This is a genomic window from Paenibacillus sp. An7, assembly GCF_009870785.1.
GTDB lineage: Bacteria > Bacillota > Bacilli > Paenibacillales > Paenibacillaceae > Paenibacillus.
Genome location: NZ_WTWX01000008.1, coordinates 38918 through 58449, shown reverse-complemented (window position 1 = coordinate 58449; position 19532 = coordinate 38918). Strand labels below are relative to the sequence as shown.

Here is a 19532-nt window from a genome sequence, read left to right as displayed (position 1 = left end):
TTTTCTGTACCTATGATCCCTTAATTTTGTAGAAATATGCCGGAAACTGTGATAGACTCATACAAATTATATATTCATTTTACGGTAAAGCCTATTTGCGGTAAAGCATTACAGAACGAACGAAGTACAATTGAAATTATTTTGATTCTGGGGGGAAACAGTCACCATGGCACCGAAAAAAATGCGTTCAGACATGATTAAAAAAGGGTTTGATCGAGCACCGCATCGGAGTTTGCTTCGTGCAGCTGGAGTAAAAGAGGAAGATTTCGGTAAACCGTTTATTGCCGTATGTAATTCATATATCGATATTGTACCAGGACATGTGCATCTTCAGGAATTCGGAAAAATTGTAAAAGATGCGATTCGTGAAGCAGGCGGTGTTCCTTTTGAATTCAATACCATTGGTGTAGACGATGGAATTGCAATGGGTCATATCGGGATGCGCTATTCGCTTCCAAGCCGTGACATTATTGCAGATTCAGTAGAAACCGTAGTTTCTGCTCACTGGTTTGACGGTATGGTATGTATTCCTAACTGTGACAAAATTACACCAGGCATGATGATGGGTGCACTTCGCGTGAACATCCCAACGATTTTCGTTAGCGGCGGACCTATGAAGGCAGGACGCGACAGTAATGGCCGGGCATTATCTCTTACTTCTGTATTTGAAGGAGTAGGTGCTTACCAAGCGGGTAAAATAGATGATCAAAGCCTGCTCGAATTAGAACAATTCGGTTGTCCTACATGCGGATCCTGTTCAGGTATGTTTACTGCAAACTCGATGAACTGTCTTGCCGAGGCAATGGGACTAGCCCTGCCGGGTAACGGAACTATTCTCGCGGTTTCACCAGAACGTCGTGATTTTGTACGTAAGTCTGCAACTCAATTGATGGAACTCATTAAACTAGATCTAAAACCTCGTGATATCGTAACTCATGAAGCTATTGATAATGCATTTGCACTCGATATGGCGATGGGTGGTTCCACGAATACGGTACTTCATACGCTTGCGCTTGCTCATGAAGCAGGAATTGCATATCCAATTGACCGTATTAATGAAGTAGCGAATCGAGTACCTCATCTGTCCAAACTGGCACCTGCTTCCGATTATCATATTGAGGATGTTCAGAATGCGGGCGGTGTAAGTGCCGTTCTGAATGAACTTCTCAAGAAACCAGGTGCAATCCATGGGGATTGTATTACCGTAACAGGAAAAACCATTCGTGAGAATGTTGAAGGAGTAGAAATTCAAGATCATAACGTGATTCATGCCTTGGATAATCCTCACTCCGAACGGGGCGGACTGGCTGTACTCTTTGGTAATCTAGCACCTGAAGGTTCCATCATTAAAGTGGGGGCAGTCGATCCTTCTGTTGGCGGATATCATAAGGGCCCTGCAATCTGCTTTAACTCCCAAGAAGAAGCACTAGAAGGCATTGCCAATGGAAAAGTAACAGAAGGAAACGTAGTAGTCATTCGTTATGAAGGTCCAAAAGGCGGACCAGGTATGCCGGAAATGCTCGCTCCTACCTCCCAAATTGTAGGGATGGGGCTGGGTGCCAAAGTAGGTCTGATCACTGACGGACGTTTCTCGGGTGCATCCAGAGGAATCAGTATCGGACATATTTCCCCAGAAGCTGCGGAAGGCGGACCAATCGCTTTCGTACATGATGGAGATTTGATTGAACTTGACCTCAACAATCGTAAGATTGAACTGCTTATTAGTGAAGAAGAAATGGAACGTCGCCGTGCGGAAGAATGGACAGAGTTTGAGCCTAAAGTTAAAACCGGATATTTGGCGCGTTATTCCAAACTAGTAACGAACGCAAGTAACGGCGGCGTTCTAAAAATCTAATATTTCATAAAAAAGGATCCTCCGTTCATGAGAACAGAGGATCCTTTTATGATATATATTTCTACTTATGCTACCGGCGGTGTTCTGCTTAAATCAGAATTTCCCGCACGAATTCCTGATTCCTCTTCTTCATACCTTTCCTCTGTTACTTCTCTTGGAGCAGTTCGCTCAGGCTTATGTATGCTCCCGAATCGTTCATAGAGTACATCCATAGGCATGATGATCATTTTGGGTATCATTTGCTGGTTGCCTTCTTTTAGACGCTTCTGCCCTTGTGGATGAATTACACTCATCAAAATTCGGAGATAAACAGCACTGGAAGCAGCAAACCATCCTTTTGGTAGATCTTTGACAAGAAACCCGAATTGCTCTGGTCCTCGGTTAATCATCGTAACACCATACAGGGCTTTTACCTCTGCTGCATCCGGATCCTTTGCAATAAGATGAGCAAGATCAGGAAGCTGTTTTTCCATTGTCCGGATCATACGAATAGCTAAATGAACTGATGTACGTGATGTCGTTCCCAGCTGATATAATTTTTTATTATCAAAATGAAGTTCAACAATCGAATCGCCTTTTTCAAGAAATTCCCCATCTGTCATGGCTACCCGTTTTCCTTGATAGGGACGAATTCGGTAATGCAAGAAAGGATTCTCTGGGGTAATCGTCTTTAGATGAGTAACAAGATGAAATACTTTCTCCCAGCCTAACCATAATTTAACGACTACTTTTTTCATCCCTGTTCTCACCGTCGCAAACCCATCCTTTCTATATTGTAGTTTCCTAACTGAATTTGCATTCTTTGATGCATTGTGAAGATCAATCATCTCGTCAATGCGGATACTTTTCAGTCCTTCTTGCTTCGCCATTTCTAGGACTTTTTCGAGCGCATGAAGCATAATTTGCGGAGCATGTTTGTCTGCCCCTGGTGTCGTTCCGCAATCATGAAGAACCATGACTTCTCCGCCGCGAAGTCTTTTCTTCATCCGTTCCGTTAAACGATCCACCCCGATCCGTTCTTTCCAATCGCCAAACATGCCAGACCAAAGAATGATGCGATGATGATGTTTTTTTGAAAAATCAAATAAATTGGTGATGCCCCACGGCGGGCGGTAATACTCCGTATGCGACCCTGTTATCTGAAAGACAATGGCATCTGTGCGTTCAATTTGCTGGCGGACAAGCTTAGGTGACATCAACCAGTTCGTATAGTGTTTATAATTGTGGATACCAATCAAATGACCTTCATTATGCATTCGTCTTACCAGGTCGGGATTACGTTCTGCATGTTCTCCCACGACAAAAAATGTAGCCTTTGCATCGTACTTTTTCAACAAGTCCAACAGAAGCGGTGTATAATATGGATCTGGTCCATCATCAAAGGTAAGTGCATAATCCTTTACGTTTTTTCCTTTTCGAAATACACGAAAACCGAATAATCGGCTGATTAGACTAGGAATAAATGCATAAAAGGATGTAATATAAAAAAGCAAAAGCAACAAATTTTGCATCATGTAATTCCTCACTTCTCTCGCTTTACTCGCCTGCCAATCCAAACCACACTATTTCCTATTTTATCATATTGTGAATAAAATGAACCTTAGAATTCAAATTTTACGTATACTCTTAAGTAATGCCCACCAAAAAATAAAAAAGGAGTCGTTGTTAACGTATGCTTCCTCTCTACAAAAAGTATTGGCGCACTGCTTTTGATATCGGCCTGATCGCACTCACCGTGTTCTTAATTATGTTTGTCTCAAGCAAGCTGTATCACATTGCAGCACCTGTATTTCTTTCATTTCTTGTATTTATTATTATTGAGCCGCTGGCCAAGTTTCTGCACCGAAAAGGAATTAAAAAAGCAATTGCGTCCGCTATTTCTGTTCTCATGTTTCTTGGTATACTAATCGGTATATTTTTCGGACTTGGAGTCATCATCGTCTCGTCTATCATTCAATTTCAGGAAAATATCCCTTACTATACTGAAATGATTCAAACACAGTTTAATCAGTCGATGACCTTTTTACATACCCAAATCAACGCGTTGCCAGAAAGTGTTATAAATCAGATCAATGAATATTTTGAAATCATCACTGCAACCCTGTCGAACTGGGGCAAAACATTTCTCGGTTATCTTATTACTATGCTCAGCTCCTTCTCTACATTTATAGGAAATTTTGCGGTAGCTATCATTCTTGCCTTTTTTCTTAGTGTAGAGATTGATATGTGGCGGGCTCTTACCAAAAGAAAAGCACCAAAAACAATCAAGAAAGCCTACTTGTTTTTAAAAGATCATGTCCTCAGTTCAATCGGTTCTTATTTGAAAGCACAGTTGATTCTCATTTCCATTACCTTTGCACTTGTATATGTAGGACTATTAATTGTGGGAACCGGCAATGCTCTGACGATCGCACTCGTATCTGCATTTTTTGATCTGCTGCCACTGCTGGGTATTCCCGTTATCTTTATTCCCTGGATTATCTATTTGTTTATTGTAGGTAATACAGGGACAGCTGTAGGACTTATCATTGTATTAGTAGTAACCATGCTGACAAGACAACTGGCCGAACCTAAAATTTCAGGAAATTCAATCGGAGTCACATCTGCCTATTTAATGCTTTCTTTTATGCTTATTTCCTTGTCTATTTTTGGGATTGCTGGTGTAATTCTATCGCCAATCTTGCTGATTCTAATCAAGGAATTGCTTCAACAAGGATATTTACAAAAGTGGATCCATCTGCCTGAAGATGAGTTCCAATCCTCACCTTTCGTAGTAGATAAACCGGCTCCTCCTGCCGAGTAATCATCAAGCTAAAGAAACTCTACCGCCCGCCTAATGGCGACAGTAGAGTTTTTTTTATTTTCTATAGCTTAGAGTGAGTCTTGGCGAGCATATCCATCACTTGTTTAAATATGGAGGTTGCTTTGTGCTTTGATGAGGGGGATACATTCTTGATCAGTACAGCGACCGTATATTCGGGAGATTCCACAGGACCATACCCGATGAACCACTGATGGTTTCGCTTCACCTTATTTTGGATCACCTGGGCTGTACCCGACTTTCCTGCAAGATGCCACGAGGCTTCTTTGAGAGTCTGTCCTGTTCCCTCCTCCACTACCTTATCCATAAACTCTAACAGCTTTCTCGCTGTCAACTGCTGAATACTAGGCACATTTTTATCTATTAACTGCTTTTGCGGGATTTCTGCGAGCAGAGATCCATCTGCATAATGAATATGAGAGACAATTCGCGGGGACTGCACTTTTCCCCCATGAAGCAGTGTCACCATAAGATTAGCTGCTTGCAAAGGAGTAACCTGCACATCGCGCTGACCGATTGCCGTCTGTATCCGGGTCCCTTCATCATTAAGCTGAATACTTTCTTTGGTATTAAAAATCCGGCCTTTCTCTTCATGATCGAACAAGACAAAATGATCCTGTCCTAAATAATGATCTTTTTCAAATCCAACTGTTCTGCCAAGACCAAGTGACTCTGCTGCATCTGCTATCTGTTTAGAACTTAGACGTGATGCCACTTCTGCAAAAGTAATATTACATGATTTTGCGAAACCCTCTGCAAATGTCAAAGTTCCATGTCCCTCTGTTTTCCAGCAGCTTAGTCCATATTTTCCATAATGACCGGTACAGTGGAATTTTTCTTGCGGATGCACCACTCCCTGTTCAAGGGCAGCAGCAGCAGTGATGATTTTAAAAATGGATCCGGGTGCAGCCGCCTTTAGCGCCTGATTTGCCCATTCATTCTTCTCCAGACTAATCTGCTGCGGATGATAAAAGGGTCTTGATACCATAGCCACTACATCTGCATTTTTGGCATCCAGTACCACAACGGCTCCTTCCGTCACCCCTGCCTCTTTTGTTATTTTCTCTATTTGCTCTTGCAGATCTAGATCGATTGTAGTCTCTATATTTAGCGGGTATCTCGGATTGTGAGGTACAATCACTCTTGCCCCGAGGATTCCGTTTAGCGGCTGTTTATGTCCATCTACCATATTGGATACAATCGTTGGCCCAAGACCTTTTAATAAGGGTTCTAGGGTTCGTTCAAGTCCGCCTGCTCCTGACTTTACATTAAAAGGATCTTTTACTTCCTGATGAAGTCTACTCTTCGTTGTCTTTTCAGGAAGTTCTGCAAGATACCCGAGCCACTGCCTCCCGTTCTTCGAGTCTATATATCGTTTCATATAGGGCAATGCTTTAATCACCCCCACATTCTTCGCTTGAATCGTTTCGACTTCGTGAGAAGTGAGGATCCGTGGTTCTCCACTCGCAAGCATCCACCATTCAGGTGAAGTTAAGGCATTCCATTTCGTCCATAATGTATCCCGTTTAATATTTAGAATGTCTGCCATCTCTAAGATCTCACTTTTATGTTCTTCCGTAATCCGGTCAGGCAGCGGGAATAGGACGGGTACATAAACCATTTGCCCGGTTAAAGACTTATGGTGACGGTCAAGAAATTGTCCGCGGCCTGGGTCCAAAATAATACCTTGTTCACGTTGCAATACCGACATTTCTCTCATCGTTCTTCCGGTTTCAAGAACTTCTTGGTTCACCCTAACAAACTGGATATATCCCAGACGAAACACCAGTACAGCTAGCAAACCGCCTAATAGAAGCAACGTTAAAAAGATACGTTTTTTCCTTAACAGGTCCATACCCAGGTGCCTACTTTCGACTTTTTTTGGTTATTATCCCCTTATACGGCATAATAAAAACCCTGCCTCCTTCATTCAGGAAACAGGGCTTGAACTTATTGTACTTTGGATTACAGTTTTAATACTTAAAAGCAGATAACGTTGCCTTTAACTCACCGGATACCTTCTCCAATTTTGTTGACAATTCAACGAGCTGATTACCGATACTTTGCTGCTCGCTGCTCAGTGATGCCACCTCTTGAGATGTTGCAGAAGATTGCTCAGCAACCGAACTTACATTCATCATCGTCTCGGAAAGGGTAATCTGGGACTGATTCAGTTCTTCTATAGACATCGATGTTTCCTCTAATCTTTTCACGAAGATGCCCATCTGGTCTTCAACCGTTTGAAAAATCTCCCCTGTATCTTTTACAGCTATAATCTGTTCCTGGAACAGTGGATATGCCTCAGACAAGGCCATTACGGTCTCATTCATTTCCTTCATAATCCGATCCGTTATCCCCGCGACCATATCTATTGATTCCTTCGACTGATCTGCAAGCTGCCGAACTTCACCAGCCACCACCATAAATCCACGACCTGCCGCTCCTGCTCTAGCTGCCTCAATCGTCGCATTCAAAGATAAAATATTGGTTTGCCTTGCGATGTTTTGCAGTACATCTAGGATATTTAGAATAGAGCTTGTACTCTCTTTAAGCTGATCTACTTTATGAACCAGCGCACGAATCATTTCTTCACTTTGCTCTGTTTTGCTAGTTAATCCTGTTAAATAAGCGCTTCCTTGCTGACTTGCTCCTTCTACTTCCCGCGCTGAACTTCCGAGCTCCTCATTCGTGACAACAACTTGCCGCATCTGTGCAGAGATGAGTTCCGTCATTTCCGAACCTCGTTCTGCTTCACTCGCCAGATTGGTTGCCCCTCCCGCGATTTGCTCCGTTGCTACAGCTACTTCCGTTGCGGATGCTGCCGTTTTCTGTGAAGCACTACTTAATTCGGATGCAGTCTGTAATACATCCTGTGCTGTTTGGTTGGTTTGCTGAACTAAACGTGTAATCTGCTCCATCATTTGGTTGAAGTTAGCAGAGAGCTGTCCGATTTCATCTTTGGATTGATGTGTTGTTCGCACGGTTAAGTCCCCTTTTGCACCTTGCTGCATCAGATCTTTCAGCATAGATAGAGGTTTTGCAATCATGCGGACCATCCACATTCCAATTAACAAAGCCATTATGGTTGCGGCAAGTGCAAAAATAATCGTCACAAGCAAAATCTGATTAGCTCCCTTAACCAGTTCGCTGACAGGTATTAATCCAATAATTCTCCATCCCGTAAGTTCAAGTGTAGTATACACAGCGAGCACTTCCTGATGTTTACCATTAATCGTATTCATGGTATCTCTAAAACCGCTTTTCTCTGTGAGATCCTGTAGGAATGTGAGCTGAGTTTGCTTCCCTTCCCGTTCTGCTACCGTTGATCCTATAACTGTACCATCTTCCGAAATAGCTTGAACGATTCCATTCTCTCCAAAGTTAACTTTCTTGAGTTCTTCTTCTAAGGCACTGGATTTAATCTCAAAAACAATCATAATCGTTCCAATCGTAGCATTCACATTTTTAAAAACACGAGCCATACGATATGTACTTTCTGATCCATTATCTTTTTCTACGGTAGGAAGCCATAACATTCCCCCATTTTCCATAATGGATGTAAACCATTCTTCTTCTCGGAGTTTAACTAAGTCACCTGTTCCTGTACTTATTGCAGGTGTATCTGGATTTTCATGAATTAGTGAAATCGATGTAATTGAATCATTGGTGAATTGTAAATTCGTCAATTGTTCACCCAGCAAGGAACTAGACTCATAAATATCGAAAGCGGTCGCGTTGCTTTTATGTAAAGCTTCTAAATTTTTCTCAATGTTTTTATCAAAGAAGATTTGTGTCGACATATCTACATACTGCTCTAAAATAATAGTTAGTCTCTGTGCCGTCTGTTCCATGGTTTCCTGATTAGCTTCTGCAGCTTTTTCTTTAATTGTTGCTTTAGCTGTCTGATAGGACAAGGTTCCGAGGCCAAATACAACCAGCAGAACGGCAATCATAAAAACAAGGAATAATCGAACCCCTACTGACGCCGCCGGATTCAGCCTGCTCATCTGCCTCCTTAAAAATGTTGTATGTACTCCCTCCTTATCTACTTGCGTTGAATCTTTCAATTCTGGCTTCTTTTTAAACTTAAAAAAAGGTTTCATTCTATTCACCACCGCCGTTAATGTTATCGTTTTCAAGATGTATTTATAACTATTACTTCGGCAGGTCAGAAGTAAAACCTTTGCTTTTTATGAAAATAATTGAATCTCATTTCCTATTACAACCATAGAAAGACCCTCATCTTACACATATGATGAGGGTCTCGTCCTGATTATATTATTTTTTCTTGCGCATCATATCGAAATACGCCACGGGTTGATCGACTTTTATTTTCACCATTTGCAGGGGATGACGGGCTGCATCTAGTAAATTTCCAGCTTCATCATAGATCTCTCCCACTTTTTGCTTGAAGAAGGTACCATTCGGACCAAAGAACTCAATATCGTTTCCCGTCTTAAAATAGTTCCGTTGTTGAATTGTAGCCATTTGTGAATTCGCATCATAATCCATTACAAGACCAGCAAAGTCATAAGGAACTGCTTTTTCTTCCGGTTCGTAAATATGATCTTCATGATCTGGTGTATCGTAGAAAAATCCAGTATTAAGCGGACGATTAGCTGCTTTTTGAATTTCTTCGAGCCATTCTGGTTTTAGTACATAGTTTTCCGGATCAGCCATGTAAGAGTCAATCGCTTGACGATATACATTTACCACCGTTGCCACATAGTGAATGGATTTCATTCTTCCTTCAATTTTGAAGGAATCAATTCCCACATCAATGAGATCCGGAATATTTTCAAGCATGCACAGATCCTTAGAACCCATCGTAAACGCTTGATCTCCTTCTTCATACAGCGGAAGCTGATTTACACCAAGCTCAAAATTCTTCAGTATCTGGGAATCTCTTGTATCTTCTTCCGATACCCATACTTCGTTCTCTCTCGCATCTTCAAACAGGTCATATTTCCAGCGACAAGACTGACAGCATCCACCGCGGTTAGAGTCACGGTCAGTAAAATGGTTAGATAATACACAGCGTCCCGAAAAAGAGGAACACATTGCGCCATGAATAAATGCCTCAATTTCGATATCTACGTGCTCTTTAATCTCCGCAATCTCCTTAAGACTTGCTTCCCGTCCAAGAACAACACGCGGCAGACCTTCTTCTTTCCAGAACTGCACTGCTTGCCAGTTAATCGTTGATTGCTGTGTGCTAAGATGTACCTCAAGGCCAGGAACGGCACGCTGTGCCACCTCAATAATAGCCGGGTCCGCTACGATAATAGCCGAAATTCCTGCTTCATATAACTCTTTAAGATAGGCTTCAATACCTTCTATATCTTCATTATGTGCATAGATGTTTGTCGCTACAAACACTTTTGCCCCATATTTATTAGCGAATTCAACACCCTCGCGCATTTCTTCAAAACTAAAATTGTCCGCATTAGAACGAAGGCCGTACTTTTGCCCTCCGATATATACAGCATCGGCACCATAGTGGATCGCAAACTTCAGCTTCTCTAAATTTCCTGCCGGAGCGAGAAGCTCAGGCTTGTCGAGTCGATAACGTTTGCCCGTATACTTAGGTTTCGTAGTCGTGTCCATTCCTTTTACCACCTCATATTAATAAACTTGTTCTTTATAGAAAAACCCAAACGACAGTTCGCGCTCAGGATCCTGCATTTTCCGTACTTCGTCAAGCCAGGATTCATCAAATTCATAGTTTAACGGATCCACAGTATAGGCATCAATGGCTTTACGATAAGCCTTCACAACTGCTTCATTGTATGCTGTGCTTTTTAGAATCCCTTCAATTTTAAAAGAATGCACGCCTGCGTTCATTAAAAGGTGGAGATCTTCCATGATACAGATATCTTCGGAGCTCATAATATGCGTACCGTTCACATCTTCATAGATTGGAAATTTCTCATCCTGCCGCTCAGCCTCGATAAGGAAAAGTCCTCTATGCAGTCCGAGATCTCCCTCTACAGGACGTCCTTGTTGCTGCATGTAACTGGCAACCAACTGACGCTTGGAATGGTAAATATTCGTCATACCATGAATCTGAACTTGTGCCTCTATTTCTAGCATAGGCACCATTTCTGTAATTTCATCCATGTTCAGTTCTCTTGCAAGCACTACTCGGGATGCACCTTTGCGTCCCCAATAATTCGAAGTACTGTAGTTGGTAGAAGTCATTTCCGCATTCCAGTGAAGCTTGATTTCAGGAGCAATCTCACGCACTGCCCGCAGAACCGATGGATCATTGAACTCAACACCGTCAACTCCCGCTTCTTTAAGCCCGCGTACATAGTCTGGGATTTCTGGCAGAAGCTCATTTGTCATAATGTTAATCATCGAAACGTATACCTTGGCATGATGCTTCTTAGCAAGCTTCACTGCTTCCTTCGTTTCTTCCAAAGTAAAACTGCCGGGTAATCGCATCCCAAAGCGATCATTCCCGATAAGTATCGCATCCGCTCCCGCTGTAAGCAGTACTTCTGCTTCCTGTAAATCACTTGCCGTCACCAGCAATTCATAAGGCCGAGTCAAAAGTCATCCCTCCGTTATTCCGCACTTTCTTTACTTTTTTCTATATTTTTCAAATGTTCTTCATACGTCTTGGCAAAAAGGTGTTCCGAACTCCCGTCTTTCTTCGTAACATAGAATAAATAATCAGAAGTTTCCGGTGATAATGCAGCCTCAATAGAACTTAAACTTGGAGCTGCAATCGGTCCTGGAGGCAGTCCGGCGTTTCGATACGTGTTATATGGACTATCCACTTCTAGATCTTTATAAAGCAGACGTTCTTTCTGCTTACCCAGCAAATATTGAACGGTCGCGTCGATTTGGAGCCTCATATTGCTCTCTAACCGGTTATAGATCACACTTGCTACCAGTGGTCTTTCCTCTGGGACTACAACTTCTCTCTCGATCAGTGAGGCCACCGTAAGGAGTTCGTGTACCGTGAGGCCTCTTGCTTTTAGTTTTGCCTCAAAATCCGGGATAGAATCCAGTTTTTCCTGCATTTCGGTCAGCATACGTACAACAACATCTTCTGCTGTACTTCCTTTTGCAAGTTCATACGTCTCGGGAAATAAGTAGCCTTCCAGCTTAAATAGATAATCTGTGTTATCTTTAATCTCAGCTACGATCGGAATATTACTGAATAACTCTGGCTGGTTTACAATATCCATGAAAAGTTCTTTCGCGATCGCACCTTCCGTGTCCAGCTTCTCCGCCATCTGTTTCAGTGTATATCCCTCAGGTATCGTAAACTTCAACGTTTCTTCTTGCTGTACATCTCCATTATTTAAAGCAGTAACAATTTCTTTGTAACTTTGACCAGGAACAAACGCATACGTCCCCGCTTTAAAACCCGAGCCTTCATTGTTCAGTTTCAAATATACTTTAAAGAATAAACTGTTTCGAATGATTCCATTTTTCTCTAGATTATCAGCGATCTGAGAGGTGCCCGTCCCTTTTTCAATCGTAAAAATAACGGGTTCTGTGGATGCTGTAACAGGTTTTGTAGATTGCCATACATATAATGCACCTCCGGCAAGAACTACCAAAGTGACCATAAGGATAATGAATCGCCTGAAGTATTTTGCTTTCAAAAAAATCACAACCCCTTCACAGCCAAAAAGAGCGGACTGCTCCGCCCTTTCATCAACCGTATTTTAAGTAAGTATACCCAAGAATTCTATAATAACATACAAAGCAGGCACCTCGGTAGAGGTGCCTCCTCATATTAACCTTGATCGTCAGGTAATGACCATTCATCATAGAGTTCCGCAATATTTTCCCATTCTTCATCATCTTCAATGGTATGAAGTTCGGGAAGTCCTTCTGCTGTAAATTCCACACGCAAAAGTTCATATTCCTCATTCTTACTTGTTAAGGATTGCAATACAGCATAACCCTGACCTTGCACTTCAAACTCAGCGAGCAATTCATAAGGAACAGATTTACCATTCGCTTCTTCGAGCTCTACCTCTGTTCCAAATGCTTCTTGTAAGCGAGTCGTAATGGTTAGATCCGCTCTTGTAAAAGGAAAATCGGTCATCTATACATTCTCCTCGTCGTCTTCTGAATCGACGAGAGTATTAAAAGTTTCTTCCACAATCGCCCATTCTGCTTCATCTTGAATCATAAATAGTTTGATGTCGTCCCCTTCTTCTTCATAACGGAAGGCATAAACCTCAGACTCTTCTTCGTCCTCGTTCACATCGACTGGAACAACCATCATATATTTAGCGTCTGAGCCATCTACATCAAAGGTCATGAGCACCTCAAACTCTTCGTCATTACCTTCTTCGTCCGTAATATAAATGATCTCGCGATCCTCTTCCATACCCATTTGAATATCAGTCATAGTAAACTCCCCCTCACCTTGTACTTTTGGCATCTAAATAATTTTGTAATATTAGGCTTGCGGCCATTTTGTCCACAACCTTTTTACGCTTCTTTCGGCTTACGTCGGCATCAACCAGCGTACGTTCCGCCGAAACGGTGCTGAGCCTTTCATCCCATAGGTGTACGGGCAAGTCCAATGTTTCCCGTAGCGTTTCTGCAAATTCAATGCAGATCTCACCACGAGGACCCACGGTGCCGTTCATGTTTTTGGGCAACCCGACGACGATTTCACTAACCTCATTCATTTTGACAAGTTCAGTGATTCGTACAATCTCGTCCCCTTCGCGGCGCCGTTCAATAACTTCTAAACCCTGAGCAGTCCAGCCAAAGGCGTCACTAAGCGCAACGCCAATTCTGCGGTCGCCATAATCTAAGCCTAAGATCTTCATTCATTTCTCCTTATTCTTATCGGTGGTTGGCCAGATAAGAACGTACTAATTCTTCAATCAGTTCGTCGCGTTCTTTTTTGCGGACCAGACTTCTTGCATTGTTGTGGCGCGGGATATAAGCAGGATCCCCGGAAATAAGATAGCCCACCATTTGATTAATGGGGTTGTAATCTTTTTCTTGAAGGGAGTCATACACTTTAAGAAGAATCTCTTGTGCAGAAGCCTCCTCCACATCGCCTTTCACATTAAATTTAACTGTCTTATCCATGGAGTCCATAACGACACCTCGCTTCTGCATAAATCAAAATTATTCATTTTGGTATGCCGAATTGATTTCTTCTTTATAATAACATATTCTGTCCTCTGTAAGTATAGCAGGAAAGTGAGAATATTTTGTTTTTTGTAAACGTTATAAAACCTTATCCCGCAATAATTTGTTCAGCAAGACGAAGTGCTTCATCAAGTTTAGTCGCATCTTTACCACCAGCTTGAGCCATATCAGGGCGTCCACCGCCACCGCCACCGCATACTGCAGCGACTTCTTTCACAATTTTACCTGCATGCAGGCCTTTTTTCACTTGGTCTTGTGGGACAATGACAACGAAGTTAACTTTTTCTTCTGCTGCAGCACCAAGAACAATCACCGTATCAGGCAATTTCACTTTAAGCTCATCAGCAAGTGTACGAAGTGTATCCATTCCCGCTGCTTCAACGCGAGCCGTAAGAACTTTGGTATCTCCGTGCTGAACTACTTTATCCGTAAGTTGTCCTGCTTCGATGGAGCTAAGTTTTCCTTGTAAGGATTCATTCTCACGAGCGAGTTCCTTGACCTGGACATGCAATGCATCAATACGTTTAGGCACATCATTTAGATTCGATTTGAGCGAAGCTGCTGCTTGTTTCAAAAGTTCTAACTGACTTTCCATGTATTCATATGCACCGCGTCCTGTCAAAGCTTCGATCCGTCTTACGCCAGACCCAATTCCGCTTTCACTCACAAGTTTAAACAAACCAATCTCCGACGTATTATTCACATGACAACCTCCGCACAGTTCTAGGCTGTAATCACCCACCTGTACAACGCGAACAATATCACCATACTTTTCACCGAATAGAGCCATAGCCCCCATTGCTTTTGCTTCATCAATGGATTTGTATTCGATAACAACCGGAATTTGTCTCCAGATTTGTTCATTTACTTTACGTTCAATAACAGCCAGTTCTTCTGGTGAAATACCGCCAAAATGAGAAAAGTCAAACCGCAAGCGTCCTGGTTCTACAAGAGAACCTGCCTGATTAACATGGTCTCCTAACACTTCTTTTAGTGCCTTATGCAACAAATGTGTTGCTGTATGATTTTTTACAATCGCTTCACGACTGGTTTTATCTACTTCAGCCTTGATCGTATCTCCAACACGAAGTTCCCCCGAATCGATGGTTACCATATGAACATGTTGTCCAAGAGGCGCTTTAAAGAGACCTTTTACTGTAGCAAGAACACTCTCACCGCGCAAAATCCCTTCGTCACTCACTTGACCGCCGCTTTCCGCATAGAAAGAAGTACGATCTAGAACAACCTGACAAGTATCACCTTCACTTACGGAATCCACCATCTGTTCGTCACGAATAATCGCTGCGACTTTCGCTTCAGTCACGAGGTCATTATATCCAACAAATTCACTTTTAACCGTAAGCTCCGAGATTGCTCCGCCTTGAATTTTCATACTAGCGTTATCTTGGCGTGCTGAACGTGCACGATTCCGTTGTTCTTCCATTGCTTTATCAAAGCCTTCGCGGTCAACTGTTAGCCCATGTTCCGCTGCATAATCTTCGGTAAGATCAAATGGGAAACCATAGGTGTCGTATAATTTAAAAGCATCGCTGCCGCTGATCATATTTATTCCATTTGCTTTTGCTTGTCCGCTAATATCAGCAAGAATAGCAAGACCATCGCTTAACGTTTCATGGAAGCGTTCTTCTTCCGTTTTAATTACCTTCGCAATGAATTCGCGTTTTTCTACGACCTCTGGATAGTATACGCCCATTACATCAGCAACCTGCTGTGTCAGCTCATACATAAATGGACGATCGAGTCCAAGTACTTTTCCATAACGAACGGCACGGCGCAGCAATCTGCGGATGACATATCCACGGCCTTCATTAGAAGGAAGTACCCCATCACCAACTGCAAAAGCTACCGTACGAACATGGTCAGCAATAACTTTGAGTGCTACATCAATTTCTACGCTGTCGTTATATTTCACACCAGCCATTTCTGCGGTACGCTGAATGGTAGGCTGAAATAGATCCGTATCAAAGTTAGAGTCTACGTTCTGCAAAATGGATGCAAAACGCTCGAGCCCAGCACCTGTATCAATGTTCTTGTTCGGAAGCGGCGTGTAGCTGCCGTCTTTGTTATGGTTGAACTGGGAGAATACAAGGTTCCAAACTTCAAGATAACGTTCATTTTCTCCGCCAGGATACAGTTCTGGATCCTCAGGGTCATTGCCGTACGCTTCTCCGCGGTCATAGAAAATTTCTGTACAAGGACCGCAAGGACCTTCACCGATATCCCAGAAATTCTCTTCTAATTTAATGATACGCTCTGCAGGTAAACCGATTTTTTCATTCCACAGTTTGAAAGCTTCCTCGTCTTCTGGGTACACCGTAACAGACAAGCGCTCCGGATCAAAACCGATCCATTTTTTATCAGTTAAGAATTCCCATGCCCACGTTACTGCTTCTTCTTTGAAATAGTCACCGATGGAGAAGTTCCCCAACATCTCAAAGAACGTATGGTGTCTGCGTGTTTTCCCTACATTCTCAATATCATTGGTACGAATACATTTCTGTGAGTTAGCAATACGCGGGTTCTCCGGTTTTACACGGCCGTCAAAGTAAGGTTTAAGCGGCGCCATACCTGCATTGATCCATAATAGAGAGGGATCGTTATGAGGTACAAGCGATGCACTCGGTTCAATTTTATGATTTTTGGTTTTAAAAAACTCGATCCATTTGGAACGGATTTCACTTGCCTTCATGGTCATAACCTCCGGTTTAAATTGTATATTGGATTAGCTCCGGTATGATTGCTCAAACTTTTGCTGCTCCATAAACGATTTGTCTCTCGGTCGTCGTTGGTTTAAACACTGGGCTGGAGAATAATTCTCCCTCCCCTGAATTTCAAACCAAATACGATCGCTTCGCTCCTATGAGCCAATTCGTTTATTACGCAAAGTTCATGCCCATATCTACCGGGCTAAAAAATATAAAGATTGAAAAGGTTACTCCCTATACTAAAAAACAGGAGTAAGGAGTAACAGATACAAAAAACGAGCGGAACTTCTCTTATAAAAAATCTTGTAAAAGAACAAAAAAACGCCCCTGAATAAATCAGGGACGAGAAGTTCGCGGTACCACCCTGGTTATCGCCATTACATTCTATTGCAAGCTATGCAAAAAGCATGTCTTAAGCAAAAGAGTAAAACGGGCGATCGCCTTGTTAGAACCCGATAACGGAGGTCATCCGGCGGCTTTTAACCGCACTCCGAAATTAGCTTTCCGCCGCTTCATTTCAGGACTCTTCCAGCCTGCTATCCAAAAAGCAATTTGTACCTTAGATAGTAGGAGTCCTTTCTCTGTAGAAACACCCTGACGTACTTGATTTCATCACTGTATTTACGATATACATATATATCCGATTATATCTTTAGAGCAGAATGGTGTCAATGCAAGCAGGCTGAGCTCATCAGGTTCTTTACTGAGTCTTCGCCGGTCCATTAAGGAGCTTTTGTAAAGGCATATCTGAGAATAGAAACTTCTATTTACAATCTCCTGATTCATTCGCTACTCAATGGTTTTACGCTTGATATAGTACAAGAAGAAATGCTGGCATACCACCTTTAACACCGCAAAGACCGGAACAGCTAGAATTAACCCCACAATTCCTGCCAGTTCTCCTCCTACGAGCAGAGCAAAAATAATGGTCAATGGATGTAAATGAAGCGTTCTCCCCACAACCTGAGGAGAGATCACATTACTTTCGAGAATTTGACATAGAGTATTTACGACAATGACGAAGATCAACATTTTTACGGATATGGTGGAAGCCATCACTACGGCAGGTGCTGCCCCAAGAAACGGTCCCAAATAGGGGACGATGTTAAACACACTCACCATACTTGCTAGTATAAGTGCATAAGGCATTCCGATCACCATATAACCAATATAGGCAAACACACCCACAATAATACACACCAGGAATTGTCCTCTTATATAATTACCAAGGGCAGTATCAATCTCTTTAAGAAGCATAACAATTGATTTCCGCTGCGTCCGGGGTAAATAGGAAACAACGGCTTTTTCCATCACATCAAAATCTTTGAGCATATAAAAGATTAAGAAAGGTACGATGAAAATATTAAAAATGGTGCTGATGGTAGCCCCGATATTATCCATAAAAACAGAAATGCCGGAAGCCAGCTTATTCTCCATCTGATACATCCAGCCATTGATTCCTACACGAACGCCTGGTGGAATAAGATTACTGTTCATATTATTCAGCAAGCTTTGAGCATGCATATTTAGTTCTGGTAAATGTTCATTCAGTTGCTCCAATTGCTGGATAAACATGGGTATGACATTCATCAAAATGACTGCCAAAGATGTCAGAAATACAGCATAGATAAGCAGAACGGCGATGGTACGCGGAACTTTACGTCCCCCAAGCATAGAAACAATAGGATTAAGTACATATGAAATAATTAATGCCACAAGAAAAGGGGCAAATATGGCTTTTAAAAAACCGTAAATTCCTAGTAGCATGGGACGCAGCAGCCACACAAAATACAGAATGACGAGGGCCAGCAGCACGAGCAGTCCGTAACGGAACAGCTTGTTTTTTGATAGTTGTTCCACAGTAAGTTTCCTCCTCGGACAGGCTTATCCTTGTAAGTATATGTAATGAGTGGATAAATTAATCCTGAAGATCGAGGTGAAATCTGCTTGCCTCCTCTGTAAAAATACAAAAACACTTGTACAGCTCGAAAAAATGATCTCAAGCTGCGCAAGTGTTTCTATATAGAAAAGCATTCTATTTATATTGGAGTCTTCGTCCCCTATGTACCTTATCCTGCCTCTAAGTCAGAAGTGCTAACGACAAAAGTGTGATAGACCGTTTATAGAGGAAGTTATCAACAAAGGTTAAGGAGCGAGGTGAATTCCTGGATATTCTTGAACGATCTCTTCTCCAAAGAAAAGATCGTCAAGGGAACTCAGTGTACCGTCTTCTTCTACTTGATACACCGACATTTTTTCACCATTCACATTTAGTTCTATAAAACATCCCCAACAATAGAATTGATGAGAACCAATTTTACCTATATCTTTTGAGTTACAATTTGGACATTTCATTACATTTCCACCTATCCGTTAACAGAATGAATAGCATCTACTAAATGCTGCTCGCTTGCCGTAGGAACTACGACTGTATGTTCACCTATCTTCATATCATCCGTGCGAGGCAACCATTTTCGACCTTCCATCAGATCCATTACAAAACCATCACTGATTTCAAGTCCTAATATATTCTTTCCCATTTTTTGGTCAAAATAAACATCGGTAATCCGTCCGAGTTGCAGACCTTCCTGCGTCATCACGGTCATATCCCTGAGTTTATGATGTCCTTTTAAATAACTATATTTTATGTTGTCAGCTTCCGTTTTATGGACAGCCTGTTTGTTTCGAATCATTACAGCATCGTTGCCATAAGCAAGGATGTCTTCCCAAGACACCGTTTTGACTTGTTTAGAAAAAAGAGATCTTCCATCCAATTCAATTCCGGCAAGCTGCCAATCAGTTGTTAAAATAAAATCGCAAATTTTACCGATCTTCTTGCCTTCTTCGATATCGAATACAGCAAGTCCAATCATTTCTTGAAATTTCATGACAGGATTATCCCTTTCATCACCTAGAGTCAATTATGAAATCGTATACTCCTCTTAGTATGCACAAGAAAACATATTAAGATTAGATACCTTTCCATTTA

The 19532-nt window shown here is 42.0% G+C and carries 16 protein-coding genes; 2 read left to right on the top strand and 14 right to left on the bottom strand.

Annotated elements, in window-relative coordinates; all coding sequences use genetic code 11:
• Positions 1 to 166: 166 nt before the first annotated feature.
• On the top strand, positions 167 to 1855 hold the full coding sequence (gene ilvD, locus GQY27_RS11550; RefSeq protein ID WP_160034466.1) for a dihydroxy-acid dehydratase: 1689 nt from the start codon (positions 167 to 169) through the stop codon (positions 1853 to 1855).
• A 65-nt stretch (positions 1856 to 1920) separates the two neighbouring features.
• On the opposite strand, the gene GQY27_RS11545 is transcribed toward ilvD, so the two are convergent.
• Positions 1921 to 3369, bottom strand: coding sequence for a polysaccharide deacetylase family protein (locus GQY27_RS11545; RefSeq protein ID WP_328802994.1), 1449 nt, complete (start codon positions 3367 to 3369; stop codon positions 1921 to 1923).
• A gap of 158 nt (positions 3370 to 3527) precedes the next feature.
• Here GQY27_RS11545 and GQY27_RS11540 point away from each other — a divergent pair, with 158 nt between their 5' ends.
• Complete coding sequence (locus GQY27_RS11540; RefSeq protein WP_160034464.1) at positions 3528 to 4658, top strand: AI-2E family transporter; 1131 nt, start codon at positions 3528 to 3530, stop codon at positions 4656 to 4658.
• 61 nt (positions 4659 to 4719) lie between these two features.
• On the opposite strand, the gene GQY27_RS11535 is transcribed toward GQY27_RS11540, so the two are convergent.
• The 13 genes from GQY27_RS11535 to GQY27_RS11475 all read right to left on the bottom strand — a co-directional run bounded on the left by GQY27_RS11535 (position 4720) and on the right by GQY27_RS11475 (position 19431).
• Positions 4720 to 6531, bottom strand: coding sequence for a peptidoglycan D,D-transpeptidase FtsI family protein (locus tag GQY27_RS11535; RefSeq protein ID WP_160034462.1), 1812 nt, complete (start codon positions 6529 to 6531; stop codon positions 4720 to 4722).
• A 118-nt stretch (positions 6532 to 6649) separates the two neighbouring features.
• The gene (locus tag GQY27_RS11530; protein ID WP_160034460.1) at positions 6650 to 8779 is read right to left on the bottom strand and encodes a methyl-accepting chemotaxis protein; all 2130 of its coding nucleotides are present in this window, start codon (positions 8777 to 8779) and stop codon (positions 6650 to 6652) included.
• A gap of 175 nt (positions 8780 to 8954) precedes the next feature.
• The gene (locus GQY27_RS11525) at positions 8955 to 10283 is read right to left on the bottom strand and encodes a peptidase U32 family protein (protein WP_160034458.1); all 1329 of its coding nucleotides are present in this window, start codon (positions 10281 to 10283) and stop codon (positions 8955 to 8957) included.
• A gap of 18 nt (positions 10284 to 10301) precedes the next feature.
• On the bottom strand, positions 10302 to 11231 hold the full coding sequence (locus tag GQY27_RS11520) for a peptidase U32 family protein (RefSeq protein ID WP_160034456.1): 930 nt from the start codon (positions 11229 to 11231) through the stop codon (positions 10302 to 10304).
• 14 nt (positions 11232 to 11245) lie between these two features.
• A complete protein-coding gene (gene mltG / locus GQY27_RS11515; protein ID WP_160034633.1) occupies positions 11246 to 12262 on the bottom strand; it encodes an endolytic transglycosylase MltG in 1017 nt (338 codons plus the stop codon).
• Between the two features lie 170 nt (positions 12263 to 12432).
• Positions 12433 to 12747, bottom strand: a complete 315-nt coding sequence (locus GQY27_RS11510) for a DUF1292 domain-containing protein (protein WP_160034454.1) — start codon at positions 12745 to 12747, stop codon at positions 12433 to 12435.
• Entirely contained in the window at positions 12748 to 13056 is a 309-nt protein-coding gene (locus tag GQY27_RS11505) for a DUF1292 domain-containing protein (protein ID WP_160034452.1), read from the bottom strand.
• Between the two features lie 13 nt (positions 13057 to 13069).
• Positions 13070 to 13486 carry a Holliday junction resolvase RuvX gene (ruvX, locus tag GQY27_RS11500; protein WP_160034450.1) on the bottom strand — a complete coding sequence of 139 codons (417 nt, stop codon included), beginning with the start codon at positions 13484 to 13486 and terminating at the stop codon, positions 13070 to 13072.
• 16 nt (positions 13487 to 13502) lie between these two features.
• Positions 13503 to 13763 carry an IreB family regulatory phosphoprotein gene (locus GQY27_RS11495; protein WP_160034448.1) on the bottom strand — a complete coding sequence of 87 codons (261 nt, stop codon included), beginning with the start codon at positions 13761 to 13763 and terminating at the stop codon, positions 13503 to 13505.
• A gap of 142 nt (positions 13764 to 13905) precedes the next feature.
• Positions 13906 to 16527 (bottom strand): alanine--tRNA ligase, encoded by a 2622-nt coding sequence (gene alaS, locus GQY27_RS11490; RefSeq protein WP_160034446.1) that lies wholly within the window; start codon positions 16525 to 16527, stop codon positions 13906 to 13908.
• 805 nt (positions 16528 to 17332) lie between these two features.
• Positions 17333 to 18403, bottom strand: coding sequence for an AI-2E family transporter (locus tag GQY27_RS11485; protein WP_160034444.1), 1071 nt, complete (start codon positions 18401 to 18403; stop codon positions 17333 to 17335).
• A 285-nt stretch (positions 18404 to 18688) separates the two neighbouring features.
• Positions 18689 to 18898 carry a YrzR-like zinc ribbon domain gene (locus GQY27_RS11480; RefSeq protein WP_160034442.1) on the bottom strand — a complete coding sequence of 70 codons (210 nt, stop codon included), beginning with the start codon at positions 18896 to 18898 and terminating at the stop codon, positions 18689 to 18691.
• Between the two features lie 11 nt (positions 18899 to 18909).
• Positions 18910 to 19431: a PRC-barrel domain-containing protein gene (locus GQY27_RS11475; protein ID WP_160034440.1), complete on the bottom strand. Its 522-nt coding sequence runs from the start codon at positions 19429 to 19431 to the stop codon at positions 18910 to 18912.
• Positions 19432 to 19532: the final 101 nt, after the last annotated feature.

Bases quoted from the DNA above. Each gene is read 5' to 3' on its own strand.
- ilvD (WP_160034466.1), top strand. From the start codon at position 167: ATGGCACCGAAAAAAATGCGTTCAGACATGATTAAAAAAGGGTTTGAT.
- GQY27_RS11545 (WP_328802994.1), bottom strand. From the start codon at position 3,369: ATGATGCAAAATTTGTTGCTTTTGCTTTTTTATATTACATCCTTTTAT.
- GQY27_RS11540 (WP_160034464.1), top strand. From the start codon at position 3,528: ATGCTTCCTCTCTACAAAAAGTATTGGCGCACTGCTTTTGATATCGGC.
- GQY27_RS11535 (WP_160034462.1), bottom strand. From the start codon at position 6,531: ATGGACCTGTTAAGGAAAAAACGTATCTTTTTAACGTTGCTTCTATTA.
- GQY27_RS11530 (WP_160034460.1), bottom strand. From the start codon at position 8,779: ATGAAACCTTTTTTTAAGTTTAAAAAGAAGCCAGAATTGAAAGATTCA.
- GQY27_RS11525 (WP_160034458.1), bottom strand. From the start codon at position 10,283: ATGGACACGACTACGAAACCTAAGTATACGGGCAAACGTTATCGACTC.
- mltG (WP_160034633.1), bottom strand. From the start codon at position 12,262: ATGGTCACTTTGGTAGTTCTTGCCGGAGGTGCATTATATGTATGGCAA.
- GQY27_RS11510 (WP_160034454.1), bottom strand. From the start codon at position 12,747: ATGACCGATTTTCCTTTTACAAGAGCGGATCTAACCATTACGACTCGC.
- GQY27_RS11505 (WP_160034452.1), bottom strand. From the start codon at position 13,056: ATGACTGATATTCAAATGGGTATGGAAGAGGATCGCGAGATCATTTAT.
- ruvX (WP_160034450.1), bottom strand. From the start codon at position 13,486: ATGAAGATCTTAGGCTTAGATTATGGCGACCGCAGAATTGGCGTTGCG.
- GQY27_RS11495 (WP_160034448.1), bottom strand. From the start codon at position 13,763: ATGGACTCCATGGATAAGACAGTTAAATTTAATGTGAAAGGCGATGTG.
- alaS (WP_160034446.1), bottom strand. From the start codon at position 16,527: ATGAAGGCAAGTGAAATCCGTTCCAAATGGATCGAGTTTTTTAAAACC.
- GQY27_RS11480 (WP_160034442.1), bottom strand. From the start codon at position 18,898: ATGAAATGTCCAAATTGTAACTCAAAAGATATAGGTAAAATTGGTTCT.
- GQY27_RS11475 (WP_160034440.1), bottom strand. From the start codon at position 19,431: ATGAAATTTCAAGAAATGATTGGACTTGCTGTATTCGATATCGAAGAA.